The sequence below is a fragment of the Streptomyces xanthophaeus genome (assembly GCF_000725805.1).
Taxonomy (GTDB): domain Bacteria; phylum Actinomycetota; class Actinomycetes; order Streptomycetales; family Streptomycetaceae; genus Streptomyces; species Streptomyces xanthophaeus.
Map to the genome: position 1 here is coordinate 153,759 of NZ_JOFT01000011.1, position 26,915 is coordinate 180,673.

Consider the following 26,915-nt stretch of genomic DNA (forward strand, 5'->3'; position numbering starts at 1 on the left):
GCGGCCGCCACTCGGCTGGTCCGGGGCCGACACCGCGGGCCGGCGATGTGATGCGCACTACTCTCCGGGCGCCTCGGGTCGGGCATGCGCGATCATGAACCGATGGACGCCCGTTTCCTTGGTATCGACGACCTGGCCGAAGTCCCGTCCGTGGCGGTCGTGGTCGACGTCATGCGTGCTTTCACCGTGGCCGCCTGGGCCTTCGGCCAGGGCGCGGAGAAGATCGTTCTTGCCGGGTCGCTGGACGAGGCCCTGGCGCTCAAGGCCCGCCATCCGGATTGGGTGGCGCTGAAGGACGGTCCGGCCGCGCCTGGTTTCGACACCGTCAACTCGCCAGGTCTGCTGCGGTCCATGGACCTCGGTGGACGGACCGTCGTGCAGAAGACCACGGCGGGGACGGTCGGCGCCCTGGCGGTCAAGGATGCGCCGTTGGTGCTGTGCGCCGGCTTCGTGGTGGCGGAGGCAACGGCTCGACTGCTGCGGACGCGCAGGAGCGGCAGCATCACCTTCGTGGTCACCGGCGAGGGCGGGCAGGCCGACGAGGATCTGGCGTGTGCTCAGTACATCGCCCGGAGGGTCACCGAGGCGGACACGGATCCTGCTGAGTTCCTCCGCCGCGCCGCCGAGTCGCGCGCCGCCTCGGAACTGGCGCAGGGGGTGCGCCAAGGAGTCCATCCCGATGACGTCGCGCTGTGTCTCGAGATCGACCGCTTCCCCTTCGCCATGGTGGCGACTTCGGAAGGCCCGCTCATGGTCCTGCGTCCGCACGCAATGCCTGCGCTGACCGACGAGAACCCGGCCTGACCGCGGGGGGGGGCGGTCCACCTCGGCGCCCGCTGCTCGACCGCGGCCCTCCCCCGGCCTCGGGACCGGTGAGCTCGCATGCTCGTATGTAGCGGCTTCACGAGTGGTTCGTGGGGCCGGTCGCGATCCGTAACGGCTGAGCGGACGTGGGTGCGGCCCCTGCTCGACTCAGCGCAGGACCAGCAGTGGACCTTGACGGGCAGCTGCGCGCGACTCGCGGTCATACGTCGTCGAGCGGGATAGGAGTGGCCTGGTGGTAGTACAGCCGCCATGTCCCACTTGAACTCTGCTTGCGCCAGAGCGAGCTTCGCAGTGCCCGGCTCCCGTCGAACGTGGTCTCGTAAGTGAGGTGCACGAGCCCGGGCGCCAGCACCACACCGGAGAAGTTCGAGGCCTCATGGCGCGGACCGCTTTCAGCTGCGCCTTGCATCTCTGGCAGGTCGGCAAGCATCTCTTCGTACGTCCACCGCCGTCCCGATGCGCCGACCTCCACGAAGCCGGGATCCAGCAACTGCCGGGCACCTGAAGGCGAGGTACGCACGCCCGGGTCCATCAGGCTCAGTTCGCCGGCGATTGCTTCGCGTACCCCATCTGTCCCTCGGCTCATGAAGACATCCTCGCGTAGATGACCAGGCCCTTCGCAACCGAGTTGGCACCCACGGAGCACAGCTCGGTCAACGGTCGGGTGGACCGTTCGCCGCCTACGGGACGACCTCATGGCCGGTGCCGTCCTCATCGTCGTCGAGTTTTGGCGCCTCTGGATCACGCAGCGGACGCAGAGGGCCGACGGCCGGGGTGGAGGCGGCAGAGCTGTAGCAACCGAGCATCGTCTCGACCCGCTTTCGCAGCCAGGCCGTCTGTACCGACGTTCCCGAGGCCGGTGAAGCGCGGCTCCTCGTAACTAGGAGGGTTGATTCCGGAAGCCGGAACATAAATCCCTTGCCCAATGGTCAAGAAGTGTTGACCATTGGGGACATGCCTACCGATGAGCTTCCCGAGACGTTCCGCGTCACCACGGACGAGCAACTCCGCGCCGTTTCCAATCTCACGCGCCACCGGATCATGGCCGTGCTCCGCTTCGAGCCCGCGACGATCACGCAGATCGCCGAGCGGGTGGGCCTCGCGAAGGGGAGTTCCAGCTACCACGTACGGCTGCTGGAGCGGGCCGGCCTGGTGAAGGTGGTGCGGACGCGGAAGGTCCGGGGGGTCACCGAGCGGTACTACGCCATGGCCGCGCGGTCGATCGAGCTGCCGGATCCGGGCGAGGGAGGGCCGGACGTGCTGATGCGGCATGCGGTGGCGGACCTGGAAGCAGCGCCGGCGGATGGCGAGCGGCACGTAGGGATGGTGCATCTGCGGCTCACCGAGCAGCAGTTCGCGGAGCTGGGGGCGCGGCTGGAGGCTCTGGCGGTCGAGTACCGGGAGCTGTCCGATCCTTCGCTGCCGGACGCTTCACTCGTCTTCGCCCTGTTCCACCCGGCCGCGCGCCAGCAGGCCGAAGGGGAGTCGAAATGACCTCAGACCTTCGGAAGCTGCCGACCGGGTTCGGACGGCTGTGGACTGCGCAGACGGTGTCCTCGCTCGGTGACGGGGTGTCGCATGCCGCGCTCCCGCTGCTCGCACTGACGCTGACGCGGGACCCGATGGCTCTCGCCGTCGTCACGGCCGCCGGAACGCTGCCGTGGCTGCTCTTCGGGGTGCTCGGCGGCGCGCTGGTCGACCGCTGGGACCGCAGGCGCACGATGTGGGTCACGGACGCGGCGCGTGCCGTACTGCTCGCGATACCCGCCGCCGCGGCCGCGCTCGACGTGCTGAGCATTCCGCTCCTCGCGGCCGTCGCCTTCCTCCTCGCCCTCGGCGGGCTCTTCTTCGACACGGCCGCCACGGCCTATCTGCCGGACCTGCTCGGCCGCGACCCCGCGCTCCTGGAGCGCGCCAACTCCCGCCTGCGCGGCGCCCAGACCGCCGCGTCCGGCTTCGCGGGGCCGCCTGCGGGCAGCGCCCTGCTCGCGCTCGGGCGGGCGGTTCCGCTGCTCGCCGACGCGGTGTCGTTCGCGCTCTCCGCGGTGCTCGTACGGTCGCTGCCTGCCGTACCCCGGCCCGTACCGCAGGCCCGTGAGTCGCTGCTGCGGCAGGCGCGGGCCGGGGCCTCGTACGTCTTCCGGGACCGGTTGCTGCTCGGGCTCGCGCTGCGTCCGGCGGTCGGGAACATCGCCTTCATCGCCGTGGAGACCGTACTCGCCCTCTTCGCGCACGACCGTCTCGGCATCGGCACCTTCGGCTTCGGCCTGCTCCTCACGGCGGAGGCCACCGGCGGACTGCTCGGCGCGGGCATCGCCTCCTTCCTCGGCCGGAAACTCGGCACCGGCACCGCGCTGACCTGCACGGCCGCAGTCGAGGGGCTAGCCATCCTGGGCCTTGCCGCCGCCCCGAACCCGTACGTGGCCGGGCTCGCACTCGCCGTCTGCGGAGCGGGCATGGGCGCCACGATGGTGCTCGCCCCCTCGCTGCGACAGGCGATCGTCCCCGCCGACCTCATGGGCCGGGTCACCTCCACCTCCCGCATGCTCGCCATGTGCGCCGCCCCGTTCGGCGCCTTCCTCGGCGGCTGGCTGGCCACCACCTTCGACGTACGGACCCCGTTGTACGCCGCCGCCGGCCTCCTCCTCACCATGACCGCCGTCACCGCGACCATGACCAGCAACCGCCAGGTCGAGGCGGCGCTGCGTGCGGCCGCCCCGGAATCCCTGGATCCCGTTCAGGAGGGTGTCAAGTAGGGCTCCGCGTCGTCGCCGGCGGTGGTCTGGGGCTGCCCGGTCCGTCGACAGCTGCTCGGCCTCCAGCCGAATCGACGTCCCCTCGGTCAGAGAGACGCACGACGGCTTCGGCAGCCCGCATCACACGGTGGAGGATCGGACCCGTGAGCAGCAGCTCCACCAAGCGTGGCGGGCGTAGCCGACGGCCGGCCGGCGGGGTGGTAAAGCGGCACGGTCACAACTTTTGCTGACGATGCGCAACCGTTCCGCCGTCCTGCATGTCACAGCATGCAGGAGCGACCAACTCCAATGACCACCAGGGGGAAACATGAAATTCACCCGTCCCGTCGTCACCACCACCGCACTCGCCGCCCTGGCCCTGGGGGCCACGACCGCGCTGGCGGCGCCCGCGACCGCCGCGCCCAACACCACTCCGCAGAAGGTGTGCGGAAGCGCCTACAAGACCGTGAACTCGGCCGCCATCGGCACGCTGGGCACCGTCTACCTGACGTACAACGCCTCGAACGGCAAGAACTGCGTCGCGACCATCCGCAACAACCCGGGTGCGGCCGTGGACATGGCCCTCTGGATCGAAGTCCCCGAAACCTGGGAGCGGGGCGAGGACTACGGCCGGTACACGTCGTACGCGGGCCCGGCCTACGTGTACGGCAAGGGCCACTGCGTCGACTGGGGCGGTGGCATCAGCAACGTGCACGTGCAGGTGTACAACTCCAACTGTGGCGCGCGCAAGGAGCACCGGGTCACCGAGGTCCGCTGACCTGAGCTCCTCCTGACCGCGACGTTCTGTACCGTCGTGCGGCTGTCGGGGGGGGGGCTGGAACTACGACCCGACGACCGCACGGGAACCGCTGTAGTCCGGCTCGCCCCGGCAGACTCGCCGAGTTCTGCCGGGGCGGGGGCGCGTCCGGCCCCGTCCCTCGGGTGCGCGGCCGTCCGGTCGTACCGGCGAATGCCCAGCCGGGCAATCCGGTTCGATACGCCGTTCGAAGTCAGTCAGGCAGCGCCACGGTGAGATCCACCTCGACGAGCTGTCCGGCAAAGCCCAGCTGGGCAACGCCCAAGAGCGTGCTGGCGGTGGTGAACGCCGGCCCCAGGGCGGACTCGGTGAGCCGACGCCATGCGGCTCCGAGCAGGTCCCTCTCGTCGCTCCGCACGTAGATCACCGACCGCACCACGTGTTGCGGCTGGGCACTCACCGCGGCCAGGGCAGTGAGCGCGTTCGCGACCACCTGGTCGACCTGCGTCTCGAGGGAACCGGCACCGACGAGGTCACCGTTCCGATCAAGCGGGCACTGTCCCGCCAGGTAGGCCGTACGCCCTGCCTCTACCACCGTGATGTGGTGGTAGCCGGGCGTCTCATGCAGCTGCTCGGGGTTGATGCGGGTGATCTTCTCAGTCATGTCCGCGAGTCTGCCTAGCGTGGTGGCGGGCACGCACCGCATTTTCCCCACCGGCAAGCACTCCGCAGCAACCTGAGGTTGGAGAACAAGCCGCCGTGAGCCGAGTTCGACGTCTGCCCCCGCCCCCGCCGGCGGCGCCGGAGCACGGGGCGGGGGCGTCCGTCAGATGGGCTGGACCGCGAAGACGAAGAGGCCCCCGGCGCCGCGGACGGCGGCGTACCCGTTCGTCGTGAACTGCGGCATCTCCTCGATCCCGGAGGCCAGCAGCTTCTTGTCGCGGGCGTCGAGCGCAGCTCCGGTGCCCTCCAGGTACGCGTAGAGGACGCCGTTGCCCGGGAGGGCGCGCGGCTTGATGTCCACCTCGTCCGGGGCCTGGCGCCACAGCTCCTTGCCGGTCTCCGTGTTCCAGGCGACCGCGCCCTTGCCGTACTGCACCACGGCGGTCTTGCCGTCCGGGGAGACGGCGAGGCCGTCGTCGTCGATGGCGCCGTTGGTGTCGATGGCCGGCCCCTCGGCGAGCTGGCGGCCGGTCTTGACGTCGATCAGCGTCATGACCGCTTCGGATTTGCCGTACGAGGACCATTCGAGGAGGGCCTTGTCGCCCTGGTACGGCATCAGCCGCGCACTGGTCGCGTTGGTCGGGGTGACCAGCTTGGCGATGGCGGCCGGCGGCGTGAGGTCCTTGGTGTTCCACGCCTTCTTGCCCGTACGGATGTCCGTGGCGGTCAGCCACCAAGCGTAGGGCTGGTAGGAGATGTCCTTCTGCGAGGAGTAGCCGAGGCCGGAGCCGACCGCCCCCTTGAGATCGATGTGCGAGGCCGCGGTGGTCAAGGTCTCCCCGTCACCGATCGGGATGAGCTTGGTGCTGCCGGAACTGCTGGTGTCCATGAGGTAGCCGTTCCGGAGCGGCGTGGACATGTGGGCGTCCCCGTCGAAGGACGAGCTCCCCAGCTTCTCGCCGGACGGTGCGTACATGGTCAGCACGGTCTGGGTCGAGGCCTTCTTCAGGCCGTCCGCCGGTGTGTCGACGCGGTTGCGGACCAGCAGGGCCGGCGAACCGTCCCGCCACTCGCCCACCTGCGCGAGGGCCACCGTCGGGGAGGACGTGCCGGTGTTCGCGGGGATGGCGAAGTCGAACTGCTTGCGCAGCTCGCCGCTCTTGGCGTCGAGGAGCCGTGCGGTGAAGGTGCTCGTGCCTGACGGCCCGTCGTGCTCGCCGGTGAGGATGACGGCGTCCCCGACCGTGCAGACGTCGAGCCGCGACGATTCCTTCTCGGACGCCTTGCTCGCGCAGCGCCTCGCCTCATCGTCCGTCAGGCTCCAGGCGGGCTGCGCGGCCAGGCCGGGCACCGGCTTGCCCTGGTAGGCCGGGCCCTTCGGCGCTGCGGGAGCGGACTCCGCGGCCTTCCCCGTCTTCTCCCCGCCATTGGTCTTGGCATCGGGGTCCGTCCCTCCGGAGCACCCGGTGATGAGACCCGCGGACAGCACCAGACCGAGTGCCACCGTCGTTCGTATGCGATTCAACTTCCTTGCCCGTCTTCCCTCTTGCATGATCACGCCCAACGGGCCACCTTACTGTGATCATGACCCGTCCCTGCCCACCCGCCAGCACCCGCAGGCCGACCACTGATGCGGTGGCCGGTACCGGCGTGGATGCGGAGCGAGGGCAGCAGGCACCCCGGACACCCGCACACCCCGGCGTCCGCCCCCTCAGGACAGGGAGGAAGGGCGCCGGGGCGGAGGTACCGCGCGCAGCAGTTCCCACAGCGGTCGGGAACCGCCGGCCCACTCGGCGAGGATCCGGCGGTCCACCAGGTGGAGGTGCTGGGACCTGGCGAAGTCAACGGCGTTGCTGGTGATCCGGCCGTTGGTCAGCATGACCAGTACGTCACCGTGGTGGATCTGGCGGCCGGTGCCGTTGAGGACGTGGAGGTCGGGGGTACCGACCGGCTTGCCTGACGAGCCGGCCTTGCGGTGCTTGCACTGGATCACCCACAGCCGTCCGTACGGGTCGGTCGCCTTCACGTCGGCGCCGTTGTCACCGCGGCCGCCGACCTGCTGTGCGTCCGCGCATCCGTCCCGGTGCATGAGGTCGCGCACCGCGAACTCGAACTGCGTGTGGTGCAGACGGTCCAGCTGCTCCACCGCGTAGCGCAGGCCCTGCGCGCGGACCTGTTCCCACCGCGCTGCCTCCCGGCGTCGCCACATCCAGGCCCCGCCCGCGCCGGCCGCTGCCAGAACGGCGAGGGCCACGACCCAGGGGTGCCCGGCCAGCCACCGCAGTGCGGCGGTCACCAGGCTGAGCACGACCGTGGCCGCGAACGCGGCGAGGAGCACCTGCTCCGTGTGCTGGTTCTTCCGCCGTCGGGGTCGCTGGGGACGCCGGGGTCGCCGGACGGAGCGCCTGGCGGGACGGCGAGGCCCACTCACCGGCCGCTCCCTGGAACGGAGTCGGCCGTATGCCGCCCGGGGGATGCGCGAAGGGCGCCGGTCGCGATCACTGACCCGCCTGGGAGACGCCGCTGACGAGCTGGCCGAGGAAGCCGACGATGCCCTGGCCGCCATCGGTCGGGGCCAGCATGATGCCCAGGGCCAGGACGATGAGCACGGTCATCTTCTCGTCGAACCGGCTCCGGGCCTGGGTGCGCCGCCGCAGCCGCAGGACAACGATGATCACCAGCAGTACTGCCACGTTGATCGTCAGCAAACGCCGAACCTCCCGCCGGAACCGGGGCAGCCGACGGCAGCCCCCGGCTTCCTGTGTAGCCGGAGGCCAGCGGCGGTGTGGCTGGAATGTCAGGAAATGGCGGCAATACGGCGTGCTGGCCGAATCGGGGCCTCCACCGTCGTCCCGCCGTCGACCGACCCCTTGACGGCGCACGGCGGTGCGTAGGTAGGCGGACCAGGCCGTTTGAGTAGGTGTACCCATGCGCTCGCGCGCACCGGGCGGTGCAATGGGTCCATGAACGCGACACCTCCCCTCGTACCTCCGGCCGCGCAGCGGCGCCCGGCCCCGCAGTGGTGGCTGGCCCCGGCCCTGTTCACCGTGGCGGCGGTGCTGGGCGGTGTCTGGGGATACCGGTCCTCCCCGCTCATTCACGGCACGCCGTGGCTGGCTCTGCCGTACGTCGTTCCACTGGCCCTCGTGGCAGCCTCCTGGCGGCCGCCCACCAGCCCGGGCACAAAGACCCGCGGAATGGTCCTGGGTGCGTCCGGCGTTCTTGCGGCCCTGGTCTACGCACACGTGGCGACCTTCGTGCTGTGCACGGTGGCTCTCGTGCTGTGGGCCTTCCAGGGCGGTGGCTGAGCCCGCATGTCCAGGAGTGTCGCCGTCGACGCTCTCAGGGCTTCGCCCCCTGGCGAGGCAGGACTGTCAGCCGTGGATGCCAGAATCGTCGGCATGCCGCTGTGCGATTACTTCTCTGCCCCTGACGATCAGGCTGCCGTCGGGGTCCTGCGGACTCCTGGAGGACCGGGGCAGGCGGAACTCGACGTGGTCTTCCTCAAGGACATCGACCCGGTCGTCGCGATCGCCCAGCTCGAAGCCGTCATGACCGGCTGCAGCCATGAGGAGGCCACCGGGAGCCCGCGGTCCGGCCAGCTGCTGTCCGAGCCTGAGGACGGCCCGCCGTTTGTGGTCACCCTGACGGACACGCTGATCGACGCCCTCGCCTCGGCATCGCCCGACGACCTCGTCCGCTGTGCCGAGCCGTGGTCGATGACCGACGAACTCCGGCAGATCGGGATCGGGGTCGAGGCCACGGCCGAGGTCTTGGCAGGCCTCGCCGGGCTGGCTCGACGCGCTCGGGCTTCCGACCGGCGGCTGTACTGCTGGTGGGCCCTGTAGACCCACCGGCGTCCGGCGGGCCGTCGGCCAGGCGCGGAGGCGGCTCCTTTGGTGACGTTCTGTCGGAAACTGCACGCTTGTGGTGCAAGTAGACTTTCGCGTCAACATCCTTACACAGCCGAGGGGTTGACTCGAATGGGCGATGAGACGCTGGTCATCGTCGGGTCCCGCGCGAGCGCGCTCGCGAAGAAGCAGGCGGCGGAATGGCTGGACCCGCTACGCGCCCGTTTCCCCGACGTGCGGTTCAAGAGGGTGCTGATCACTGAGGGCGGGGACCGGGACCGTCAGACCGCGACGCTCGCAGAGGTCGCCGCGACCACCGGCGGGAGCGCCTTCTCCAGCGATCAGGAGCGCGCCCTGGTCGAGGGCGAGGCCGACGTCATCGTGCACTCCTTGAAGGACCTGCCGACGACCGTGGCCGAGGGCACGATGCTGCTGCCCTCCCCAGGACCTCGCGGAGACGTCCGTGACGTGCTGTGCGGCGCCACCCTGGCCGGTCTGCCGAAGGGTGCGGTCGTCGGCACCGGCGCCCCGCGGCGTATCGCCCAGCTCCTCGCGCTCCGCCCGGACCTGAACGTCGTCCCGATCAGGGGCAACGTCCCGGGCCGGATCAAGCACGCCGGCCGGGGCGGCATCCACGCCGTCCTCCTGGCCGCCGCCGGACTCAACAGGCTGGGCCTGATGCCCGAGGTCCACGAGATCCTGGACCCCCACCAGTTCCTCCCCTCCCCGGGGCAAGGCGCTCTCGGTATCCAGGTACGCACCGGCTCCCTGGCCGCGCACCTCCTCGCAGCCACCGGAGACGCACACGTGGACGCCTGCGCCCGTGCGGAACGAGCCCTCCTCGCCGAACTGCACGGCGGATGCTCCGTCCCCGTGGGGGCGTGGGCGCAGATCACCCCGGAAGGCCTCCTGCACCTGTCGGCGGCCGTCACCTCACTGGACGGAACCGCACAGGTCACCACGACGGGCACCGGGCCGGTGGACGCTCCGGAGAAGCTGGGCGCCTGCGTCGCCGCCGACCTCCTCGCCGAGGGCGCCGCGCGCATCCTCGCGCAGACCAGGAGGCCCTGAGCAGCCGCGCCTGAGGACGCGTCGAGCCACCGGCAGTGACGGTCGGCCTTCCCCAAAAGGCCGGGCCAAGGAGGTCGGTTGCGGGCGCTGAACGGCTGCGGCAACCGTCCAGCGCCCGCCTGCGGTGACCAAAGGGTCAGATGGTCGACGTCAACACGTCGTACGACACCTCAGCTGCGCCCTACCACCACACGCCGGCGCGCAGCTTGCTCCAGGTGTTGCTGCCGACCTCGCCGTCGACCGAGATGCCGGCGTGGCTCTGCACGCTGCGCACGGCGTTGTAGGTGGCCTGGCCGAACTGGCCGTCCTCCGCCAGCCACGTCGGGTAGCTCGTGTTCTGGTTGATGAGGCACTGCACCTGCTTGATGCGCTTCACCGCCTCCGAGCCGGTCTGGCCCGTCTTGGTGAGTGCGGTGCCGCCGTAGTAGTTGCAGCTGTGGGCGACGCGCTGTTCCGCGGGGGCCGCGGCCGCCGGTCCGGCGGCGTTGGCGGCGCCCCCGAGGGCGAGTCCGCTGCCGAGGACGGCCGCGGCCACGGTCACGATGATCTGCTTGCGAAGGTTCATGCTGCTCTTCCTCCGTTGTCGACGACCGGGCATCCGGCCCGGTGTTCGCAGCGACTCTCGTGCGCCAACATCGACGGTGTCCAGCGAGCCCGGAGACCGGGGTCAGCGTGGGACGTCCCACGCCCTGACCTGCTGGGACGCCCCGCGCCGGGATGCTTTCGTGGGACGCCGGGACGAGGTGGGATCCCGCCAAAGCGTGCACGGCACTGGCATCGCGCAGGTGGCGGCCCGATGCTGACCCTCGACTGAGGGGGAAAGCCAGTGGCGCGTTGGAAGGAACTGCCTGCCGGGCTCGACAGCCGGGAGCGCCGGCTCGTCGCCGAGTTGCGCCGGCTGAAGGACCACAGCGGCCTGAGCCTGGCCGCCCTCGCCGGGAAGACCGGCTACAGCCGCTCGTCGTGGGAGCGGTACCTCAACGGGAAGCAGCCCGTGCCCCGCGAGGCCGTCGAGGAACTGGCCCAGGTCTGCGGGGTGGACCCGACGCGTCTGGTGGTGCTGCACGACGTCGCCGCCCAGGCACGACAGCAGGCCCCCGCCCCGGCCCCAGCGGCCGGCGGCGGTACGGGTGCACGCCCGGAGCCCGTACCCGAGCCGGCGGCCCCGCGCACCGTCCCGCTGCGCACCTTCCTCGCCGGGATCGCGGCGGCCGTGGTCCTGGCCTTCGGCGCGGGGCTGCTCACCGGCGGCGCCTGGGCCGACGACGGGCCGGGCGCCGGTGACACCGGCAAGTCCGGCTACCGGCGCGGAGTGGCGTACGACTGCGACTTCGGCCGGGAGAACGGCGAACTGCGGGCCGGGCACAGCACCAACCGCGAGATCCTCCTCGACACCAACAGCACGGGCTTCGACGTCGTCGAGGTCCAGTGCCTGCTGCGCGAGCACGGCTTCGGTACGAAGAGCACCGACGGGCTCTACGGCCAGGACACCAAGGAGGCCGCGACCCGGTTCCAGGCGGCGCGCGGCCTGGTCGCGGACGGCATCGTCGGCCCGAAGACCTGGGCGGAGCTGCGCCGGTGACCCTGCCGGCGGAGTGCCGGCACCTGGCCGCCGAACTGAGCGGGCTCCGCCGCCGGACGGGCCTCAGCCTCGTGGACCTCGGCCGGCGCACCCCGTACAGCAAGTCCTCCTGGGAGCGCTACCTCAACGGCAAGCAGCCGCCGCCCCGGCAGGCGGTCGAGGTCCTGTGCGCCGTCGCGGACGAGCACCCCGGCAGGCTGCTCGCGCTCTGGGAGCTCGCGGACAACGCCTGGAGCGGCCGGGCCGTGCCCGCCTCCCCCGCCGGACCTGTTGCGGGACCGGTTGCGGGACCGCCCATTGCCGAACGCACCCCCGCCCCCTTACCCGTACCCGGCCCAGGAACACGCCGCCGACGGCGGGTGGTCCTGGCCGCCTCCGTCCTGGGCGGCATCGTCGTCCTCATGGTCACCGCGGGCCTGCTCCTGCCCCAGGGGTCCGGGCCGCGGCACGCCGAAGGCGCCGGGACCAAGGAGGCGCCAATACGCAACCCCGGCTGCGCAGCCACGAGTTGCGCGGGCAAGGACCCGGTGCGCATGGGGTGCGGGGGCGCGGGCATGGTCACCAGCCTGCGCACCGACACAGGGCCCGGGACCCGGCAGCTGGAGCTGCGGTACGGGGAGTTGTGCCAGGCGGTGTGGGTACGGGCCTCGGGCCTCCAGCCCGGGGACCGCGTCGAGGTGTTCGTCCCCGGCGTCCCGGAGCCGCAGGAGCTGTGGGTGAGCCACGTGGACCTCGGCAAGTACGTGGCGACCCCCATGGTCCCCGTACCTCAGGGGACCGCGGGCACCCGCTCGTGCATCACGCCGGGGAACCCGGCCGGCGCGGACCGGATCTGCTTCGGCTGAACCAGCCAGGCCCCGGCCCCGGTATCGGGGTTGTCCGTCGGCCGGGGTGGCGGTCCTGGCTGCTGGGCTGAGCTGTCGTGGCGGCGGGCGAGTGGGTGACGGCGTCCGCGGACAGGCCGGGGCCAGTTCTTCGAGGCCTGCGGCCTCCAGAGGCTCGTACTACGTGTCACTTCCCGTCAGTGATGTAGTAGTCGTTCCCGAGGTACTCCAGGGTGTAGCTGCCGAGGTCGCTCTCGGAGAAGGTGGCGGACGACCTGACCGATTCGAGCGGCATCTCGACCTTGTCGGGCGAACGCACGACGACGCGCTGCGGATCGACCGTCGCGGTCTGCAGGGCCTTCTTCTGCGCGGGTGAAATCATCTGGAACACGACGACGTACGTGGACGTGCAGGGGCCGAATCCCATCTCCTCGGCCTTCTTCGCGCCGGGCCCGGCCACCTCGCAGACGGTGTTGATGTCCTCCTGTCCGAGGCCGTGAAGGTACTGCTCGTACCGCTGGATCGCGCGCTCCTTCGTCTTGGGCGCGGGCAGCTTGCCGGTCGGGGCGGGCGAGGGCTGCTCGGTCCCTGCGGTCGCGGACGGCGTGGCCGACGGCTCCGCTGCCTGGGTGGACGCGGGCGGCTGCGAGGGCTTCGGGTCCGCGTCCGCCTTCGGTTTCTCCGGACCGCACGCGCACGCCATCAGCGCCACGCATGCCGATACCGCCACGCTCATCATCGTCCGCGTCTGCGCCCGCATCCTCATTCGCTCCCCTTCACCAGCCGACTGCACATCAAGAGGTCACGCAGGATCTCGGGAAACGGTTCCCGAGACCGGCCGCCTGTAATGCCGGTGACCGCAGCCGCGGGAGCTGCGACACTCCTGGCGTGATGACACCCGGAGAGTTGCGCGCGGCGTGCCCGGAGGGCGCGGGCCCGTACGCCTGCCCCTGCTGCAAGCTCCCGACCCTGGAGGCCCGGGGCGGGTTCGAGATCTGCCACGAATGCAGCTGGGAGGACGACGGGCAGGACGACCTGAACGCCGATGAAGTATGGGGCGGCCCCAACGGATCGGAAAGCCTCACCGAGGCGCGCGCCCGCTATGCGCAGTACGTCGAGACCGCCAGGGCGACGGACCCGAGGTCGCTGGCGAACGGTGGTCGAGGCCGCTGGTTGGAGGCCTGCCTCAGTCACCGCGCCTCTCGGAGCCGGAGCACCGGCTCCCACACTCCCTCCACCACCCGTGACGGAATCGTCGACGGAATTCGGGATCCTCGGCGAACTCGGGCCGGATCACCTTGATCGCGAGGCTCGGCCTCCGGGTGTGGGACAGGTACACCTTGCCCATCCCGCCCGAACCAAGCCTGGCGGCGATCCTGTTACCCGGCGATCACCGGCGGATCGTCCGCCTCCAAGTCCTGGAAGACGCCGCCCGTCACGGACCCGCTCGTCAATTCTCCTTCGCTGCCTGCGACTTTGCGTTCACCTCATGTGTGACGGGTGCATCGGTCGGCGGCAGGCCCTGACGACCCGTACCGGCCGCGGACTCACCCGAAGTGGCACTCCTGGTCGAGGACGGACTCGTCACCGGCATGGCCGGCGCCACACCGGTAGGGCTCGGCTCCCGTTCTGGTTCGGATGATCAGCTGAAGGCGCGGCGGTAGGCGTGTGGGCTGACGCCGGTGGTCTTCTTGAACCGGTCGCGGAAAGCGGTGGGAGAACCGAATCCGACCTGGTCGCCGATGCGTTCGACGGAATGCTGCGTGGTCTCCAGGAGGTGCTGGGCCTGGCGGATGCGTGCGCGGTGGAGCCACTGGAGCGGCGTGGTACCGGTCTGTTCGCGGAAGCGGCGTATCAGGGTCCGGGTGCTGGTTCCGGCCTGGGCGGCGATGTCGGCGAGGGAGAGGGCGGAGCCCAGATTGTCCTGCAACCAGTCCAGCAGCGGTTCGAGCACCGATCCCTGAGGGGCCGGCGCGTGATCGTGGACGATGAACTGGGCCTGCCCGCCCTCGCGCTCCAACGGCATCACGGACAGCCGCGCGGCGTCGGCGGCGACGGCTGAGCCGTAGTCGCGGCGGATCATGTGCAGGCACAGGTCCAAGCCCGCGGAGGCGCCCGCGGAGGTGAGGATCTGGCCGTTGTCGACGTACAGGACGTCCGGGTCCACCTCGATGTCCGGGTGGGTGGCGGCCAGGAGCTCGGCCACGATCCAGTGGGTGGTGGCGCGCAGGCCGTCGAGGAGCCCGGTGGCGGCCAGGGGGAAGGTGCCCGAGCAGATGGAGGCGATGCGCGTACCGTTCGCGGCCGCTGCGCGCAGCGCGTCGCGGACGGCGGGCGTGAGCGGGGTCGTGGGGTCGGCGGTGCCGGGAACGATGATCGTGTCCGCGGCCCCGAGCCCCTCCAGCCCCCAGGGCACGCGCACGGTGAAGAGACCGGCATCGACCTCCGGCTGCTCGGCGCAGACGCGGACCTGGTAGCCGGGGCGCCCGTCCGGGAGGCGGGTGCGGGAGAAGACCTCGATCGGGGTGGACAGATCGAAGGGGATCACCTGCTCCAGGGCGAGGATGGCGATGGTGTGCATGGCCAGAAGGTACCTGCCCTCAGCCGCCCGTGCCGCGGTCTCGGGGGCCTGGATTTCGGTCATCGGCCAGTTCAGAGCCTTGTCGATGGCTCTGGCGGTATCCCGTTGGAAGGTGTCACTCATGCCACTGGGAGACGGTCCGGCAGGCGGTTAGCGTCAGGAGCGATTCCGGCATGGGCCGGATGCCGACCGCCCGCGAAGGACTTCTCCGTGCACGCTCAGATCATCCTGTTCGACGGCTTCGACCCGCTCGACGTCATCGCCCCCTACGAAGTCCTGTACGCCGGCGGCACCGCCTCCGGGGGCGCGGTGAGTGTGGAACTGGTCTCCGCCGAAGGGCCGCGTGACGTGGTCAGCGGCACCGGCGGCCTGGTGCTGCGCGCCACGGCCGCCCTGGACCCCGTACGCGCGGGCCTGGTCCTGGTCCCCGGCGCCTCGGGCCGTGTGGGAGAGCCCGGCGAGGTACCCGAGCACGAAGCGGGGGCCGGGGAGTGGCGGCAGGACGAGTTCATCCCGGTGCTGCTGGGCCGCGCCCTGATGACCGGACTGCCCGCACTGCTGAAGGAGGCGCGGGACAACCCCGAGGTGACGCTCGCCGCGGTGTGCGGCGGCTCGCTCGTCCTGGCCATGGCCGGCCTGTTGGAGGGCCGCTACGCCACCACCCACCACCTGGGCCTGGACATGCTCGAAGCCACCGGGGTCCATGCGGTGAGCGCCCGGGTCGTCGACGACGGCGACCTCGTCACCGGGGCCGGAGTCACTTCGGGTCTCGACCTGGGCCTGTACCTGCTGGAGCGCGAGGTGGGCCCCCGGATCGCCCACGCCGTCGAGGAGCTGTTCGCCCATGAGCGCCGCGGCACGGTCTGGCGCCACGAAGGGCCCGTACCGGCCGGCCTCTGACCACGCACCGCACCGCACTGTTCAACCGCCCGCACATACGTGAGGAACAACAGCGCCATGGCCGTAGAAGGCATCTGGGACCTGTCCGTCTCCACCCCCATCGGCACAGTCGAAGCCGTGGTCGAACTCTCCGGGGAAGCCGGTGCCCTTGTCGGGTCGGCCCGCGGGGCGGGAGAGGACGTCCCGCTCAGCGACATCACCCTCGACGGTGACCGGCTCACCTGGAGGCAGGTGGTCACCAAGCCGCTGCGCCTGAACCTGGCCTTCGCGGTCACGGTCGACGGCGACACCCTGACCGGCAAGTCCAAGGCGGGACGCCTCCCGGCCTCGAAGGTCACCGGCCGGCGCCGCGCCGTCCCGGCGGCGGCGGAGCACTGAACATGACGAAACTCCTCCTCTCCCTGCACGTCCTGGCGGCGGTACTGGCCGTGGGGCCGGTCACGGTCGCCGCGAGCATGTTCCCCAAAGCGCTGCGTCACGCGGACGGCGCCCCGGATGACCCCGGGGCGCTCGCTACCCTGCGCACCCTGCACCGCATCTGCCGCGTCTACGCCGGCATCGGCATCGCGGTTCCCGTCTTCGGGTTCGCCACGGCCGGCAGCCTCGGCGTCCTCGGCAGCGGGTGGCTGATCACCTCGGTCGTCCTGACCGCCGCGGCGGCCGCCGTCCTGGGCCTGCTGATCCTGCCCGCCCAGGACGAGGCCCTGGCTGCCGCGCAGGCCCCTGGTCCCGGTCTCCGTCCTGGACCAGGCTCCGGTCCCGGTCCCGGTCCCGGTCCAGCCTCCCGCACCACCGCTGCCCGCCTCGCCATGCTCACCGGCGTGTTCAACCTGCTGTGGGCCACCGTCACCGTGCTGATGATCGTCCGCCCCGGCTCCACCACAGGAGCATGACCGGCCCTCCGCTGCTCAAGACGTCACTGCCACGGGAGGAGCACCGTGGAAGGCGGTGGTGAACCAGGTGTGGACGGGGGCGAGAGTCGGGGATGCGGGCCATCCATTGACCGTCGCCAAGAGCTGCCAGTAGCGCGCGGCGTGCGGGTCGGCGGTCATCTGCAGGCGGGCGAGGAGCCAGCGGCGCAGATCGCCGTCGCCGGCACGCTCGAACGCGTGGCCGTAGAGGTCGCCGAGCACATCGGCAAGGGGTGCGGTGGAGACGGAGGGCGGAAGGATGCCGACGGACACGGCTTCGTCGATGCGTTCTCGCATCGACTGGTTGAGACCGTCGTGGAGACTGCCGGTGTCCTGCGGGGAGGGCTCTTCCGCCTGTTCCTCGGCGATGCGTCGCACCACCGCAGGGAAGTCCGCGTTCTGGCAGAGTTCGGCGAGTTCCACCCAGGCCCCGACCTGATCGGGCGTGGGGTCCTCCGGGAGCTCGGGCACGGCGGACCTCATCAGGGTCACGAACTCGGGGTTGGTGCCCAGGTCCCTGAAGGTGTCGTCGATGAAGTCGGCTATCAGTCGGCGTCGTTCGGTCTGGGTGAGGGTGGCGAGTCGGTGCATGAGGTCCATCTCCATGGGGGTGGGGTCGCGCCTGGCGACGGCGCGTAGTACTGCCCGGCGCAGGCGGAGGGTGTGGATCTGCACGTCCAGGGCATTGGCATGTGCTTCCGCGACTTCCGGTATGGATGCCTCCCGGTCCAGCACCTTGCGCACGGTCGCCAGGTCGAGCCCGAGGTCGCGCAGCGTGCGGGCCAGGTCCAGGCGCGAGAGTGCGTCGGGGCCGTAGAGCCGGTAGCCCGCCGGGCTCCGGTCGGTCGGCGGGACGATGCCCTGGTCGGAGTAGAACCGGATGGTCTTCACCGTCAGACCGGTTCGGCGGGATAGTTCTCCGATGGAATAGAGGCTGTCGCTGTCCATGCCCCCAGCTTGAGGTCTCCCCCCACAGGAGACTCAACCGTCACGGACCACTACAAGCCGCTCGACGTGCCCGTCGGGCCCGACCGGGTCGCCATGGTTACGGTGGTCCAGCTGTACGCACGGGATGTGCCCGACCTCGTCTTCCCCGCCGGCACCGACCGAACTGGCCTGACTGCGCGGGCTGCGGCACGCGCATGGAGCACTTGCTCAGCGTCACCGCGGCCGAGACGGGCATGGGCCGTTGGCTTCCCCTGGGCGAGCGGAACCCCGTGCCGTCAGGGCCTGCGGCAGCACGTCGAGGCTCACACGTCGCGGCGCCTCACGACGAGCGCGGCGAGTGCGACCGCGATCAGCGGCCAGAGCGCGTACACGGTCCAGGAGCCGGGGACCGTGGCGGTGTGGCCCAGGGATGCGGGATCCGGCTCCCAGTTCTGGACCAGGCGCTTCCAGGCGGCCGACACCATCGCGTGGTTGATGTCCGCCGACCAGCGGTCGCTCTCCGAGAACATGGGCGGCAGCATCAGCAGGGTCAGGACGCTGGTGACCATGGTCGCGGCGCTGTGCCGGAGCAGGACGCCGAGGCCCAGACCGATCAGGGCGCAGACGGGGGCCAGCAGCGCGGATGCCACCAGCGCCCGGAGCACCCCGGGGTGGGTGAGCGGGACCGCGGCGTGCCGACCGCTGAGGACGGCCTGGGAGACCAGGAAGGAACCGGTGGAGACGACCGTGCCGACCGCGGTCCACAGTGTGGCGGTGACGGCCGCCTTCGCCAGCACCACCGCGCCGCGGGCCGGGACGGCCACGGTGGTGGTGCGGATGAGGCCGCTGCTGTACTCGCTCACCACGGTGAGGGCGCCCATGCTGCTGGCGACGAGCATCAGCGTCCAGTAGCCGGCCGGCGGATAGGCGTCGTAGGGCAGGAAGTCAGCGGGGCCGGAGCGGGCGGCGTTGTCCGCGAGGGTGGCCACGGCGGCGGACCCGATGACGAACAGGACGGTGAGGGCGATCGTCCATGGCGTGGAGCGCAGGGACCGCATCTTGATCCACTCGGAGGCGAGTAGGTCGCTGAAGCGGGCGGGTGGCCCGGCGAGGGTGACGGGGGTGGCGGCGGCGGCCGGGGGAACGGGGGTGGTGAGAGTCGTCATCGGGGCTGTCCTGCCTGGTATTCGACGCTGTCGGCGGTGAGTTCCATGAAGGCCGCCTCCAGCGAGGCGGTGCGGGTGGTCAGCTCGTCCACCCGGATGCGGTTCTCGAAGGCGAGCGCTCCGATCCGGTCCGCCGGGAGCCCGGTCACGGCGAGCTTCTCGGCGCCCGCCGAGCCTTCCGGCTCGACCGTGGCGCCCGCCGCGGTCAGCACGGCTGCCAGTTCGGCGGCCTGGGGTGTCCCCACCACGACGCTGCTACGGGTGCCGCGGGCCGCGAAGTCCCGTACGGACTCGGCCGCGATGAGGCGGCCCCGGCCGATGACGACCAGCTGGTCGGCGGTGTTCTCCATCTCCGACATGAGGTGGCTGGAGAGGAAGACCGTACGCCCCTCGGCGGCCAGGCGCCGGAAGAGCCTGCGCACCCAGAGCACGCCCTCCGGGTCCATGCCGTTGATCGGCTCGTCGAACATGAGCACGGGCGGGTCGCCGAGCAGGGCGGTCGCAATCCCCAGCCGCTGCTTCATCCCGAGGGAGAACCCGCCGACGCGACGGCCCGCCGCGTCGGCCAGCCCCACCTCCTGGAGCACCTCGTCCACCCGGCGCCGCGGGATGCCGTTGCTTCGGGCCAGGGCGGACAGGTGGGCGGCGGCGCTGCGGCCGCCGTGGACCTGTCCGGCGTCGAGGAGGGCGCCGACGTGCCGCAGTCCGCGCGGGTGGTGGTGGAAGGGGACGCCGCTGACGGTGGCGGAGCCGGTGGTGGGTGCGTCCAGGCCGAGGATCATCCGCAGGGTGGTGGACTTGCCGGCTCCGTTGGGGCCGAGGAATCCGGTGACCCGGCCTGGCCGCACGGTGAAGGACAGATGGTCGACGGCCGTCTTGCTGCCGTAGCGCTTGGTGAGTTCGTTGACTTCGATCACGGCACCCACACTGCCGGGAGGCCGCCGTCCGGACATGGGGCCGTGGGCGGCAACCGCGCGGCCGGGTCAGCCCGTGGGCGTACGTCCGGGGGCTGATGCCGCGCGGGCCGCGGCCGGTTAGTCTCACGCAGTGGACCTCATGACGATCACCCCGTTGCCCGTGCGCGCCCCGCACCGCGGCCCTGTTCCCGAGTGCGGGGTACGCCGCCGATGACGAGAACGAAGGCCGTGGCCTGGGCGGGGGCTGCCGCCTACCTGCTCATGACGGGTCTGCTGGTGGGGGGTGCGCCGCGGGCATCGGGCACGGTCCACGGTGTCGGGTCGCTGCTGGCCGTGAGCCTGCTCGTCGGCGTGGTGCGACGGACGCCGCTGCCGGCTCTGGCCGTGGCGCTCTTCGGGTCCACCGCCGTGGTGGTGGGCACGCCGAGTTCCGTCCATGCGGACCTGTCGGTGGGGTATCAGGGCCAGTTCCTGTCGTTCCTGGCGGTGGACCTCGTCCTGGGCTTCATCGTCGCCACCTGCGCACGGCGGGCCTCGATCGTCGCCGTGGCCGTGTCCCTCGCCGTGCAACTCCTGGTCATCGGCGTCTTCGCGCACGGGGACAACCTGGCCGTCAACGTCGTGATCGCCCTCTTGGCGACGGCCGCATCCTGCACGGTCGGTCTGCTGAGCCGCGAGCGCCGCGAGCACGCGGCGGCGCTGCGTTCGCGGGAGGTGGCCGAGGCGGTGACCGCCGAACGGCTGCGGATCGCGCGGGAGCTGCACGACATGGTCGCGCACAGCATCGGCATCATCGCCATCCAGGCCGGTGTGGGCAGCCGGGTCATCCGGACCCAGCCCGCGGAGGCCCGCGAGGCTTTGCGCACCATCGAGGCGACCAGCAGGGAGACCCTGTCGGGCCTTCGGCGCACGCTGGTGTCGCTCCGTCAGGCCGACCTGGGCGCGACCGTATCGGAGCCGTCACCGCTCGCACCCTCGCCGGGGCTGGCGGACGTCGAACGGCTGGCGGCGGCGACCGCGGAAGCGGGGATACGCGTCGACGTGCGCCGCAGCGGGGAGCAGCGTGCCCTGACGGCCGACGTCGACCTGTCCGCCTACCGGATCGTGCAGGAGGCACTGACCAACGTGGTCCGTCACGCGGGCACCGGGCATTGCCGGGTGGCCATCGACTACGGGAACGAGGAACTGTCCGTGGAGGTCGTCGACGACGGGCGCGGTGCCACTGCCGGGCACGGCTCGGCCCGCGGTTTCGGCATCATCGGGATGCGGGAACGGGTCGCCCTGCTGGGCGGTCACCTCAGCGCCGGGCCACGGGCCGAGGGCGGCTTCCGGGTGGCGGCCAGACTGCCGCTGCCCGCACGCGCCGGAGTTCGGGTGGAGGCCCGATGACCGTTCGCGTGGTGCTCGCCGATGACCAGCCGCTGGTGCGGTCCGGTCTGCGCGTTCTCATGGCCGATCACCCCGACCTGGAGGTCGTCGGTGAGGCCGGCACCGGCGCCGAGGCGGTCCAGCTGGTCAGGGACGTCAGTCCCGACGTCGTGGTGATGGACATCCGGATGCCCGGCATGGACGGGATCGAGGCGACCCGCCTGATCATGTCCGGTCCGGCGACGACCCGCGTCCTCGTCCTGACCACCTTCGACGAGGACGACTACGTCTACGGCGCCCTCCGGGCCGGCGCGAGCGGCTTCATGGTCAAGGACATGGCGCTGGACGACATCCTCGCGGCGGTCCGCGTGGTCGCCGCCGGGGACGCGCTGATCGCGCCGGGTGTGACGCGCCGTCTGATCGCCGACTTCGTCGGGCGCCCCGAAGCCGTCCCGGAGCGCTCGACGCGCCCGCCGCGGCCGGTCGAGGGCATCACCGAACGGGAACGGGAGGTGCTGACCCTGGTCGGACGCGGCCGGTCGAACACCGAGATCGCGCAGGACCTCTTCATCACGGTGGCCACCGCCAAGTCGCACGTGTCACGGCTGCTCGCCAAACTGGGCGCCCGGGACCGGGTCCAGCTCGTGATCACCGCCTATGAGATGGGGCTCGTCACGCCGCCTCGCTGACGGCTGTCCCTGGTCCCCGTGGACGCGACGGACGGACGGTCCTCCTGCGAGAACGCGTAGGTCCGGACGGGGTCCAGGTGCAGTTCGTGGGGCCCGAAGCAGTCCGCTGCGAGGGTCGCGACCGGGGCACCGCAGGGGCAGGCCCGGTTGAGCCCCTTGTCGCCGGTCGGTCCGCAGCACCCACTGCTGTTCTTCCAGCCGGGCAGTGGCCGCAGGCCGGCGGCGTCCTCGGGGTGCACCAGCACCGTCCGTCGACTGCCCGCCGAGATGACGAAGCCGTCTTCCCCGCAGACCATGAGGCCGCGCGACTGAGCCGGCTTCGGGTCCTCCTGATCGTCCTGCACCACGTAGGGGGCTCCCCAGGGCTCGGGATCGATCGCGTAGCGGCCCTGCGGAACGGTGGAAGGTGCCCGGCGCGTCTCCTTGTCCCGGTCGCGGTCGTCGCGGGAGACATCGGGGATGGCGGCCAGCTCGGCCAGCTCCGGCGTGATCGCGGTGCCGCACTTGGAACAGAGGAAGACGGTCGTGAAGGTCATCCCCTCGTTGTAGCCCTCAGAGCTCCTGCTTCGCATCCTCGTTTCGCCCCCGCAGCTCGCGCGGGTCGCGGAACGCGCCCTCCCGCCGGGCCCGTCGCTGCACCGGAGCGCCGCGCGCCTCGGTGTTCAGGCCCCGGCGCTCCCCGTGTCCCGCTCGACGGGGATCCACAGCTGGGAGCCGGTCTGCGTGCCGACCTCCACCGGCTGTGTCCGCAGGAGTTCCGGGCCCGGCCGGGTCGTGTACGGGTTCGAGGGGAACCACTGTGTGAACACGTCCCGCCACAGGTCCTGGAGGGCGCTCGGGTAGGGCCCGTGGTTGTCGAAGACCGCCCAGGTCCCGGGCGGCACGTCGAGGGTGTCGAGGGCGTCGGGCTCCTCGGCGGCCGTCTCGGGACCGGTCACCGCGCCGATCCAGTAGTCCACCTCGGCTCCCTCCTCCCGGCTGTCGGTCAGGTGCACCACCGCCGACAGGATCCCCTCCGGTTCCCCCTCGGCCAGCTCCTTCATCCGTACGACCGCCCGCTCCCCCAGACTCTCCAGGTGCGCCGCGGCGGCCGCGTTGAGCCCCTTGTGCACGAGCGGGACCCGGGCCTTCCTGCCGATGATCCGGAACCGCTGTTTCTCCACGAGCCGGTACCGCATGGCCGCGCTGCCTTCGACGACGACACGGAAGGACATGCGCGGCTGGGCCGTGAGCACCGCACCCGCGCGCCGGGCCTCGCCCGGGCCGATGCCGTGCACCGACCGGAACGCCCGGGCGAACGCCTCGCCCGAGCCGTACCCGTAGCGCACCGCGACATCGAGCAGGGTCAGTTCCCCGGCCAGCACTTCGGCCCCGGCGAGCGTCATCCGCCGGCGCCGCACGTAGACCGGGAGGGGCATCCCGGCGAGCGCGGAGAACAGCCGCCGGAAGTGGTACTCCGACACCGCGGCGATCCGGGCCACCTCGGCCATGTCGATCTCCCCGTCGAGGCAGCCCTCCAGGTGGTCCAGCGCCTGATTCAGCCGCTCCAGCACGGGTATCCGTCCTTCCGTCTCGTGTCCCCGCCGCAGGAACGCCCGCCCTGCGCGCTCGGGCCGTCATGACGGAGTAGAGGCAATCCGATCGCGTCCCGCCCGACAGATCCGGTACGGGAACTGTCGGGCAGGAGACCCTGGCGTCATCTGAGGATTACCCCCATGACTGACATTAAGGGATTTTGCGACCCGCGGTTCGGCGCCGTCCGTGAGGCACTTGCCGCTTCGCTCGCCAAGGAGGACGTGGGCGCCTCGGCGGCCGTCTACGTCGGCGGCGAGCCGGTGGTCGACATCTGGGGCGGGTACGCCGACGCGGACCGCTGCGTCACCTGGGAGCGCGACACCCTCACCGGTGTGAACTCGACGACCAAGAACATGACCGCCCTGTGCGCACTGGTCCTGGCGGACCGGGGCGAGCTCGACCTGTCGGCGCCGGTCGCCGCCTATTGGCCCGAGTTCGCCGCGGCCGGCAAGGAGAACGTGCTGGTACGGCACGTGCTGTCGCACACGGCGGGCCTGCCGGACCTGTCCGGGCCGACGGCGGTCGAGGAGCTCTGCGACTGGGAGGCCGTGACGAGGGGGCTCGCCGCGCAGGCCCCCGAATGGGAGCCGGGAACGGCCGCCGGCTATCACGCGCTCACCTTCGGGTTCCTGGTCGGTGAGATCGTCCGCCGCATCACCGGCCGCAGCCTCGGCGCGTTCTTCGCCGGGGAAGTGGCGAAGCCGCTGGGCGCGGACTTCCACATCGGGCTGTCCGCCGAGCACGACCACCGCGTCGCACCACTCATCCCGCCGCCGGCGCTGACCGACGAGTACACCGCCAGCGCACCGCCCGGGCCGGACGGCACACGCCGGGAGCACACCGGCCCCGCGATCCGGGTCAAGGACGCCAATTCCGTGGCCTGGCGCCGTGCGCAGATCCCCGCGGTGAACGGCTTCGGCAACGCACGCTCCGTCGGCCTCGTCCAGTCGGTACTGGCGAACCAGGGGTCGGCCGGCGGCGTACGCCTGCTGTCCCCCCAGGGCTGCGAGCCCGCATGGCAGGAGGTGTTCCACGGCGATGACCGCGTCCTGCGGACACCGATGTCCTGGACGGCGGGCTTCGGCAGGTTCGGCAACACCTTCGGCTGGGGCGGCTGGGGCGGCTCGCTGGTCGTGAGCGATCCGGGCTCGCGGATGACGGTTGCCTACGTCATGAACCAGATGAGCGACCGGGACCAGCAGGAGGACGACCGCGGCATGGAGATCGTGATGGCCGCCTACAGCGGACTGCACTGACACGCCCGCCTCGGGACCGGCTGGCGCCTGATCGGATCGGACCGCAGCGGTCGGGTACGGCCGGGGTTCTTCCGGCAGGGTGGACAGCGAAAGGAGGCCTCGTGATCTCGGAACTCAACCGGCTCGTCGACCTCGTCGAGGAGCACCTCGCCGAGGAGCTCGACGTCAACGGACTGGCCAGGGAGCTCGGCACGACCGAATACCACCTGCGCCGGATGTTCTCGTCGCTGGCCAGCATGCCGCTGTCGGAGTACGTGCGCCGGCGCCGGATGACGGTCGCCGCTGCCGACGTCGTCCGCGGCGAGGACGATCTGCTGGGCATCGCCGTCCGGCACGGATACGGCTCGACCGAGGCGTTCGGACGCGCGTTCCGCGCGGTCCACGGCGCCGGCCCCCGTGACGTGCGCCGCGACGGAGGCCCCCTGCGCACACAACCACGGCTCAGGATCCGCCTGACCGTCGAAGGGAGCATCCCCATGGACACCCGTCTCGTCGACCGCCCCGCGTTCCGGCTGGTCGGACACGCAGCCCGGGTCCCGCTCATCCACCAGGGCGTCAACCCGCACATCCAGGAGCACATCACCGCACTGCCGCCGCAGGAGCACCTCCGGCTGAAGGCCCTCGCCGATGCCGAACCGGGAGGCCTGCTGCAAGTCTGCGACGACCTCGACCCCGACGGGGCGGAGGGCAGCGAACTGACCTACCTGCACGGGGTCGCCGTCTCCGGGGACACGCCGGCCCCCGAGGACCTCGACGCCATCGAGGTACCGGCCGGCCGGTGGGCGGTCTTCCGCAGTGCCGGGCCGCATCCGCAGGCCCTGCAGACGACCTGGGCCGCGACCGCGACCGAGTGGTTCCCCTCCAACCCCTGGCGTCTGCGGCCAGGCCCCTCGATCGTCGCGGTCCTGGAGCGCGCGGCGGACTTCAGCACCGCGACCTGCGAACTGTGGCTGCCCGTCGAACCCGCGTGACGGCCTGAGCCAGCGGACCGCAGGGCCCGGCCGGGCCCTGCGGTCCGCTCCCTCTCCAGGGCCCCGCTGCGTCAGCGGGTGACCGCGGCAACGCCTTGCTGCGGGCGGGTCCGCACGCCCCAGCGGGCAAGGGAGGGGCCGGCAGCGCCCAGCGCCGCGAAGAACAGCCCCAGCAGCAGCCAGCCCGTCGTGCCGAGGCCCAGCACCACCGTGGTGAGGATCGCGGGGGCAAGGGCCTGGCCGGCGCTGAAGCCGAGACCGAGGAGGCCTTGGTACTGGCCCTGGGCATGGTCGGGGGCGAGACCGAAGCCCAGGGCGAAGCCCGCCGAGGACTCCCAGACCTCTGCCAGGCTGTGGACGAAGATCGCCGCCAGGACCAGTCCCGCTGCCGCCCAGACCGGGGTGTAAGCGGCCAGCGCCATCATCGGGCAGCTGACGAGGAAGAGCAGACCCGCAGTGCGAAAGGCCCTGCCCCCGTCGTACGGGGTCTCGATACGGGAGCCGATCCTGGTCTGCATCAGTACGCAGAAGGCGGCATTGACGGCGAACAGCGCCGCCACCGTCCAGCGCGGCGCTTCGGTGTGTTCGGAGATCCAGATCGGCAGGAGCAGGGAGACCACCGGGTACTGCAGGCCCATGGCCCCGTAGAGGGCGGTGAACGTCAGGTACGGGCGGTCCGTGAAAGCGAGCCAGCGACGCTGCTGCGGCGGTGCCGGCAGCACCGGATAGCGCGGCAGCAGGAGCAGGAGCACCGCACACAGGGCGAAGCTCGCCGCGTTGCCGAGGATCAGCGTGACATAGGCGCCACGGGTGTCGGCGGCCAGCGCCAGCCCGGCACCCACCGTTCCGAGAATGACGCCCAGGTTGACGAAGGTGCGCAGCTTCGCCCGGAACCGGGCCGGGCGCTCACCCCCGACCCGGACCACCAGAGCGCCCCAGGCGGCCCCGCCCATCGCTGCGGCGATCTGGTCGACCGTGGCGATGACCGTGAGCGCGGCCCAGCTCTCGACGAGGACGAGGGCTGCCATCGACATCGACTGGACCGCGAGGGCCAGCATCATGACCGTGCGCGCCCCGCGCCGGTCGGCGAGATGCCCACCGGGTATCCCTGCGCACAAGCCGATCAGTCCGGCGATGGTGAGCGCGGCGCCGACCTGCACCGCGGGCAGGCCCACGACCAAGGTGAAGTAGAGCGCCGACGCCGCGTTGAACAGACCGTTGCCGACCCGGTTGGTGAAACTGGCGGCGATCAGCACGCGCTCCGGCCCGCTGTCCCCCGCCATGCGCCCTATCCGGCCTGCCGGCCCACCTTTGATCATGGACGGCACGCTAGCAGCGGGCACCCG

Annotated in this window: 31 protein-coding genes and 1 pseudogene; 17 read left to right on the plus strand and 15 right to left on the minus strand. The window is 71.4% G+C overall.

The genetic code is table 11. The annotated features are described in order from the left end of the window. Nucleotides 1–102 precede the first annotated feature (102 nt). Nucleotides 103–804 carry a 2-phosphosulfolactate phosphatase gene (locus tag IO30_RS0104170; RefSeq protein WP_031139350.1) on the plus strand — a complete coding sequence of 234 codons (702 nt, stop codon included), beginning with the start codon at nucleotides 103–105 and terminating at the stop codon, nucleotides 802–804. A gap of 220 nt (nucleotides 805–1,024) precedes the next feature. Here IO30_RS0104170 and IO30_RS0104175 read toward each other — a convergent pair whose 3' ends face one another. Then, nucleotides 1,025–1,411 (minus strand): nuclear transport factor 2 family protein, encoded by a 387-nt coding sequence (locus IO30_RS0104175; RefSeq protein WP_031139352.1) that lies wholly within the window; start codon nucleotides 1,409–1,411, stop codon nucleotides 1,025–1,027. A 368-nt stretch (nucleotides 1,412–1,779) separates the two neighbouring features. Between IO30_RS0104175 and IO30_RS0104180 the strand changes: the two genes are divergently transcribed. From IO30_RS0104180 to IO30_RS0104190, 3 genes are all read left to right on the plus strand, one after another. Then, a complete protein-coding gene (locus IO30_RS0104180) occupies nucleotides 1,780–2,319 on the plus strand; it encodes an ArsR/SmtB family transcription factor (protein ID WP_031139354.1) in 540 nt (179 codons plus the stop codon). Beyond that, entirely contained in the window at nucleotides 2,316–3,581 is a 1,266-nt protein-coding gene (locus IO30_RS0104185) for an MFS transporter (protein ID WP_031139356.1), read from the plus strand. The genes IO30_RS0104180 and IO30_RS0104185 overlap by 4 nt, the downstream gene beginning before the upstream one ends. A gap of 307 nt (nucleotides 3,582–3,888) precedes the next feature. Further along, complete coding sequence (locus IO30_RS0104190; RefSeq protein WP_031139358.1) at nucleotides 3,889–4,338, plus strand: hypothetical protein; 450 nt, start codon at nucleotides 3,889–3,891, stop codon at nucleotides 4,336–4,338. A gap of 232 nt (nucleotides 4,339–4,570) precedes the next feature. On the opposite strand, the gene IO30_RS0104195 is transcribed toward IO30_RS0104190, so the two are convergent. The 4 genes from IO30_RS0104195 to IO30_RS0104210 form a co-directional block, all read right to left on the minus strand. Continuing rightward, nucleotides 4,571–4,981, minus strand: a complete 411-nt coding sequence (locus IO30_RS0104195) for a RidA family protein (protein WP_037893085.1) — start codon at nucleotides 4,979–4,981, stop codon at nucleotides 4,571–4,573. Nucleotides 4,982–5,143: 162 nt separating this feature from the next. Further along, a complete protein-coding gene (locus IO30_RS0104200) occupies nucleotides 5,144–6,484 on the minus strand; it encodes an outer membrane protein assembly factor BamB family protein (RefSeq protein WP_031139361.1) in 1,341 nt (446 codons plus the stop codon). Between the two features lie 207 nt (nucleotides 6,485–6,691). Further along, on the minus strand, nucleotides 6,692–7,318 hold the full coding sequence (locus IO30_RS0104205; protein ID WP_237403336.1) for a restriction endonuclease: 627 nt from the start codon (nucleotides 7,316–7,318) through the stop codon (nucleotides 6,692–6,694). A 160-nt stretch (nucleotides 7,319–7,478) separates the two neighbouring features. Continuing rightward, nucleotides 7,479–7,688, minus strand: coding sequence for a hypothetical protein (locus IO30_RS0104210; RefSeq protein WP_031139365.1), 210 nt, complete (start codon nucleotides 7,686–7,688; stop codon nucleotides 7,479–7,481). Between the two features lie 255 nt (nucleotides 7,689–7,943). On the opposite strand from IO30_RS0104210, the gene IO30_RS0104215 reads away from it, so the two are divergent. The 3 genes from IO30_RS0104215 (at nucleotide 7,944) to hemC (ending at nucleotide 9,902) form a co-directional block, all read left to right on the plus strand. Further along, a complete protein-coding gene (locus IO30_RS0104215) occupies nucleotides 7,944–8,288 on the plus strand; it encodes a hypothetical protein (RefSeq protein WP_031139367.1) in 345 nt (114 codons plus the stop codon). Nucleotides 8,289–8,360: 72 nt separating this feature from the next. Further along, entirely contained in the window at nucleotides 8,361–8,828 is a 468-nt protein-coding gene (locus tag IO30_RS41670) for a hypothetical protein (protein WP_078904530.1), read from the plus strand. A 135-nt stretch (nucleotides 8,829–8,963) separates the two neighbouring features. Continuing rightward, entirely contained in the window at nucleotides 8,964–9,902 is a 939-nt protein-coding gene (gene hemC, locus IO30_RS0104225; protein ID WP_031139371.1) for a hydroxymethylbilane synthase, read from the plus strand. A gap of 181 nt (nucleotides 9,903–10,083) precedes the next feature. Here hemC and IO30_RS41675 read toward each other — a convergent pair whose 3' ends face one another. Continuing rightward, nucleotides 10,084–10,467, minus strand: coding sequence for a peptidoglycan-binding domain-containing protein (locus tag IO30_RS41675; RefSeq protein WP_051859331.1), 384 nt, complete (start codon nucleotides 10,465–10,467; stop codon nucleotides 10,084–10,086). A 261-nt stretch (nucleotides 10,468–10,728) separates the two neighbouring features. Between IO30_RS41675 and IO30_RS0104240 the strand changes: the two genes are divergently transcribed. Then, a complete protein-coding gene (locus IO30_RS0104240; RefSeq protein WP_031139375.1) occupies nucleotides 10,729–11,484 on the plus strand; it encodes a helix-turn-helix domain-containing protein in 756 nt (251 codons plus the stop codon). After that, on the plus strand, nucleotides 11,481–12,329 hold the full coding sequence (locus tag IO30_RS0104245) for a helix-turn-helix domain-containing protein (protein ID WP_051901863.1): 849 nt from the start codon (nucleotides 11,481–11,483) through the stop codon (nucleotides 12,327–12,329). Before IO30_RS0104240 ends, IO30_RS0104245 begins: the two co-directional genes overlap by 4 nt. A 166-nt stretch (nucleotides 12,330–12,495) precedes the next feature. Here the strand turns inward: IO30_RS0104245 and IO30_RS0104250 are convergent, their stop codons facing one another. Further along, nucleotides 12,496–13,038 carry a hypothetical protein gene (locus IO30_RS0104250; protein ID WP_157853077.1) on the minus strand — a complete coding sequence of 181 codons (543 nt, stop codon included), beginning with the start codon at nucleotides 13,036–13,038 and terminating at the stop codon, nucleotides 12,496–12,498. A 161-nt stretch (nucleotides 13,039–13,199) separates the two neighbouring features. On the opposite strand from IO30_RS0104250, the gene IO30_RS42960 reads away from it, so the two are divergent. Then, nucleotides 13,200–13,610, plus strand: coding sequence for a CPCC family cysteine-rich protein (locus tag IO30_RS42960; RefSeq protein ID WP_078904565.1), 411 nt, complete (start codon nucleotides 13,200–13,202; stop codon nucleotides 13,608–13,610). Here the strand turns inward: IO30_RS42960 and IO30_RS46710 are convergent. Together IO30_RS46710 and IO30_RS0104255 are read right to left on the minus strand one after the other, a co-directional pair. Next, nucleotides 13,555–13,747, minus strand: a pseudogene (locus IO30_RS46710) (serine/threonine-protein kinase); the annotation flags it as partial. The gene IO30_RS42960 and the pseudogene IO30_RS46710 overlap by 56 nt on opposite strands. Before the next feature lie 203 nt (nucleotides 13,748–13,950). Next, nucleotides 13,951–14,889, minus strand: a complete 939-nt coding sequence (locus tag IO30_RS0104255) for a GlxA family transcriptional regulator (RefSeq protein WP_031139381.1) — start codon at nucleotides 14,887–14,889, stop codon at nucleotides 13,951–13,953. Nucleotides 14,890–15,099: 210 nt separating this feature from the next. Between IO30_RS0104255 and IO30_RS0104260 the strand changes: the two genes are divergently transcribed. Genes IO30_RS0104260 through IO30_RS0104270 form a run of 3 tightly spaced genes read left to right on the plus strand, consistent with a single transcriptional unit; the run spans nucleotide 15,100 to nucleotide 16,682 of the window. Then, nucleotides 15,100–15,789, plus strand: a complete 690-nt coding sequence (locus IO30_RS0104260; protein ID WP_031139383.1) for a DJ-1/PfpI family protein — start codon at nucleotides 15,100–15,102, stop codon at nucleotides 15,787–15,789. A gap of 57 nt (nucleotides 15,790–15,846) precedes the next feature. Beyond that, nucleotides 15,847–16,167, plus strand: coding sequence for a hypothetical protein (locus tag IO30_RS0104265; protein ID WP_031139385.1), 321 nt, complete (start codon nucleotides 15,847–15,849; stop codon nucleotides 16,165–16,167). A 2-nt stretch (nucleotides 16,168–16,169) separates the two neighbouring features. Then, nucleotides 16,170–16,682, plus strand: coding sequence for a membrane protein (locus tag IO30_RS0104270; RefSeq protein ID WP_031139387.1), 513 nt, complete (start codon nucleotides 16,170–16,172; stop codon nucleotides 16,680–16,682). A 15-nt stretch (nucleotides 16,683–16,697) separates the two neighbouring features. Here the strand turns inward: IO30_RS0104270 and IO30_RS0104275 are convergent, their stop codons facing one another. From IO30_RS0104275 to IO30_RS0104285, 3 genes are all read right to left on the minus strand, one after another. Then, nucleotides 16,698–17,648 (minus strand): MerR family transcriptional regulator, encoded by a 951-nt coding sequence (locus tag IO30_RS0104275; protein WP_031139389.1) that lies wholly within the window; start codon nucleotides 17,646–17,648, stop codon nucleotides 16,698–16,700. A gap of 302 nt (nucleotides 17,649–17,950) precedes the next feature. After that, nucleotides 17,951–18,793 carry an ABC transporter permease gene (locus tag IO30_RS0104280; protein ID WP_031139391.1) on the minus strand — a complete coding sequence of 281 codons (843 nt, stop codon included), beginning with the start codon at nucleotides 18,791–18,793 and terminating at the stop codon, nucleotides 17,951–17,953. Beyond that, entirely contained in the window at nucleotides 18,790–19,710 is a 921-nt protein-coding gene (locus tag IO30_RS0104285; protein WP_031139393.1) for an ATP-binding cassette domain-containing protein, read from the minus strand. The genes IO30_RS0104280 and IO30_RS0104285 overlap by 4 nt, the downstream gene beginning before the upstream one ends. A gap of 210 nt (nucleotides 19,711–19,920) precedes the next feature. Between IO30_RS0104285 and IO30_RS0104290 the strand changes: the two genes are divergently transcribed. Further along, the gene (locus IO30_RS0104290; RefSeq protein WP_037892991.1) at nucleotides 19,921–21,099 is read left to right on the plus strand and encodes a sensor histidine kinase; all 1,179 of its coding nucleotides are present in this window, start codon (nucleotides 19,921–19,923) and stop codon (nucleotides 21,097–21,099) included. Next, nucleotides 21,096–21,767: a response regulator gene (locus IO30_RS0104295; RefSeq protein ID WP_031139397.1), complete on the plus strand. Its 672-nt coding sequence runs from the start codon at nucleotides 21,096–21,098 to the stop codon at nucleotides 21,765–21,767. The genes IO30_RS0104290 and IO30_RS0104295 overlap by 4 nt, the downstream gene beginning before the upstream one ends. Here IO30_RS0104295 and IO30_RS0104300 read toward each other — a convergent pair. Continuing rightward, nucleotides 21,734–22,303, minus strand: a complete 570-nt coding sequence (locus IO30_RS0104300; RefSeq protein ID WP_237403338.1) for a hypothetical protein — start codon at nucleotides 22,301–22,303, stop codon at nucleotides 21,734–21,736. The genes IO30_RS0104295 and IO30_RS0104300 overlap by 34 nt on opposite strands. A 126-nt stretch (nucleotides 22,304–22,429) precedes the next feature. Continuing rightward, the gene (locus IO30_RS0104305; RefSeq protein WP_031139401.1) at nucleotides 22,430–23,320 is read right to left on the minus strand and encodes an AraC family transcriptional regulator; all 891 of its coding nucleotides are present in this window, start codon (nucleotides 23,318–23,320) and stop codon (nucleotides 22,430–22,432) included. Between the two features lie 162 nt (nucleotides 23,321–23,482). Here IO30_RS0104305 and IO30_RS0104310 point away from each other — a divergent pair, with 162 nt between their 5' ends. Further along, nucleotides 23,483–24,598, plus strand: coding sequence for an EstA family serine hydrolase (locus IO30_RS0104310; protein WP_031139403.1), 1,116 nt, complete (start codon nucleotides 23,483–23,485; stop codon nucleotides 24,596–24,598). Nucleotides 24,599–24,699: 101 nt separating this feature from the next. After that, the gene (locus tag IO30_RS0104315; RefSeq protein ID WP_031139405.1) at nucleotides 24,700–25,569 is read left to right on the plus strand and encodes an AraC family transcriptional regulator; all 870 of its coding nucleotides are present in this window, start codon (nucleotides 24,700–24,702) and stop codon (nucleotides 25,567–25,569) included. Nucleotides 25,570–25,640: 71 nt separating this feature from the next. Here the strand turns inward: IO30_RS0104315 and IO30_RS0104320 are convergent, their stop codons facing one another. After that, a complete protein-coding gene (locus IO30_RS0104320; RefSeq protein ID WP_037892993.1) occupies nucleotides 25,641–26,852 on the minus strand; it encodes an MFS transporter in 1,212 nt (403 codons plus the stop codon). Between the last annotated feature and the right edge of the window lie 63 nt (nucleotides 26,853–26,915).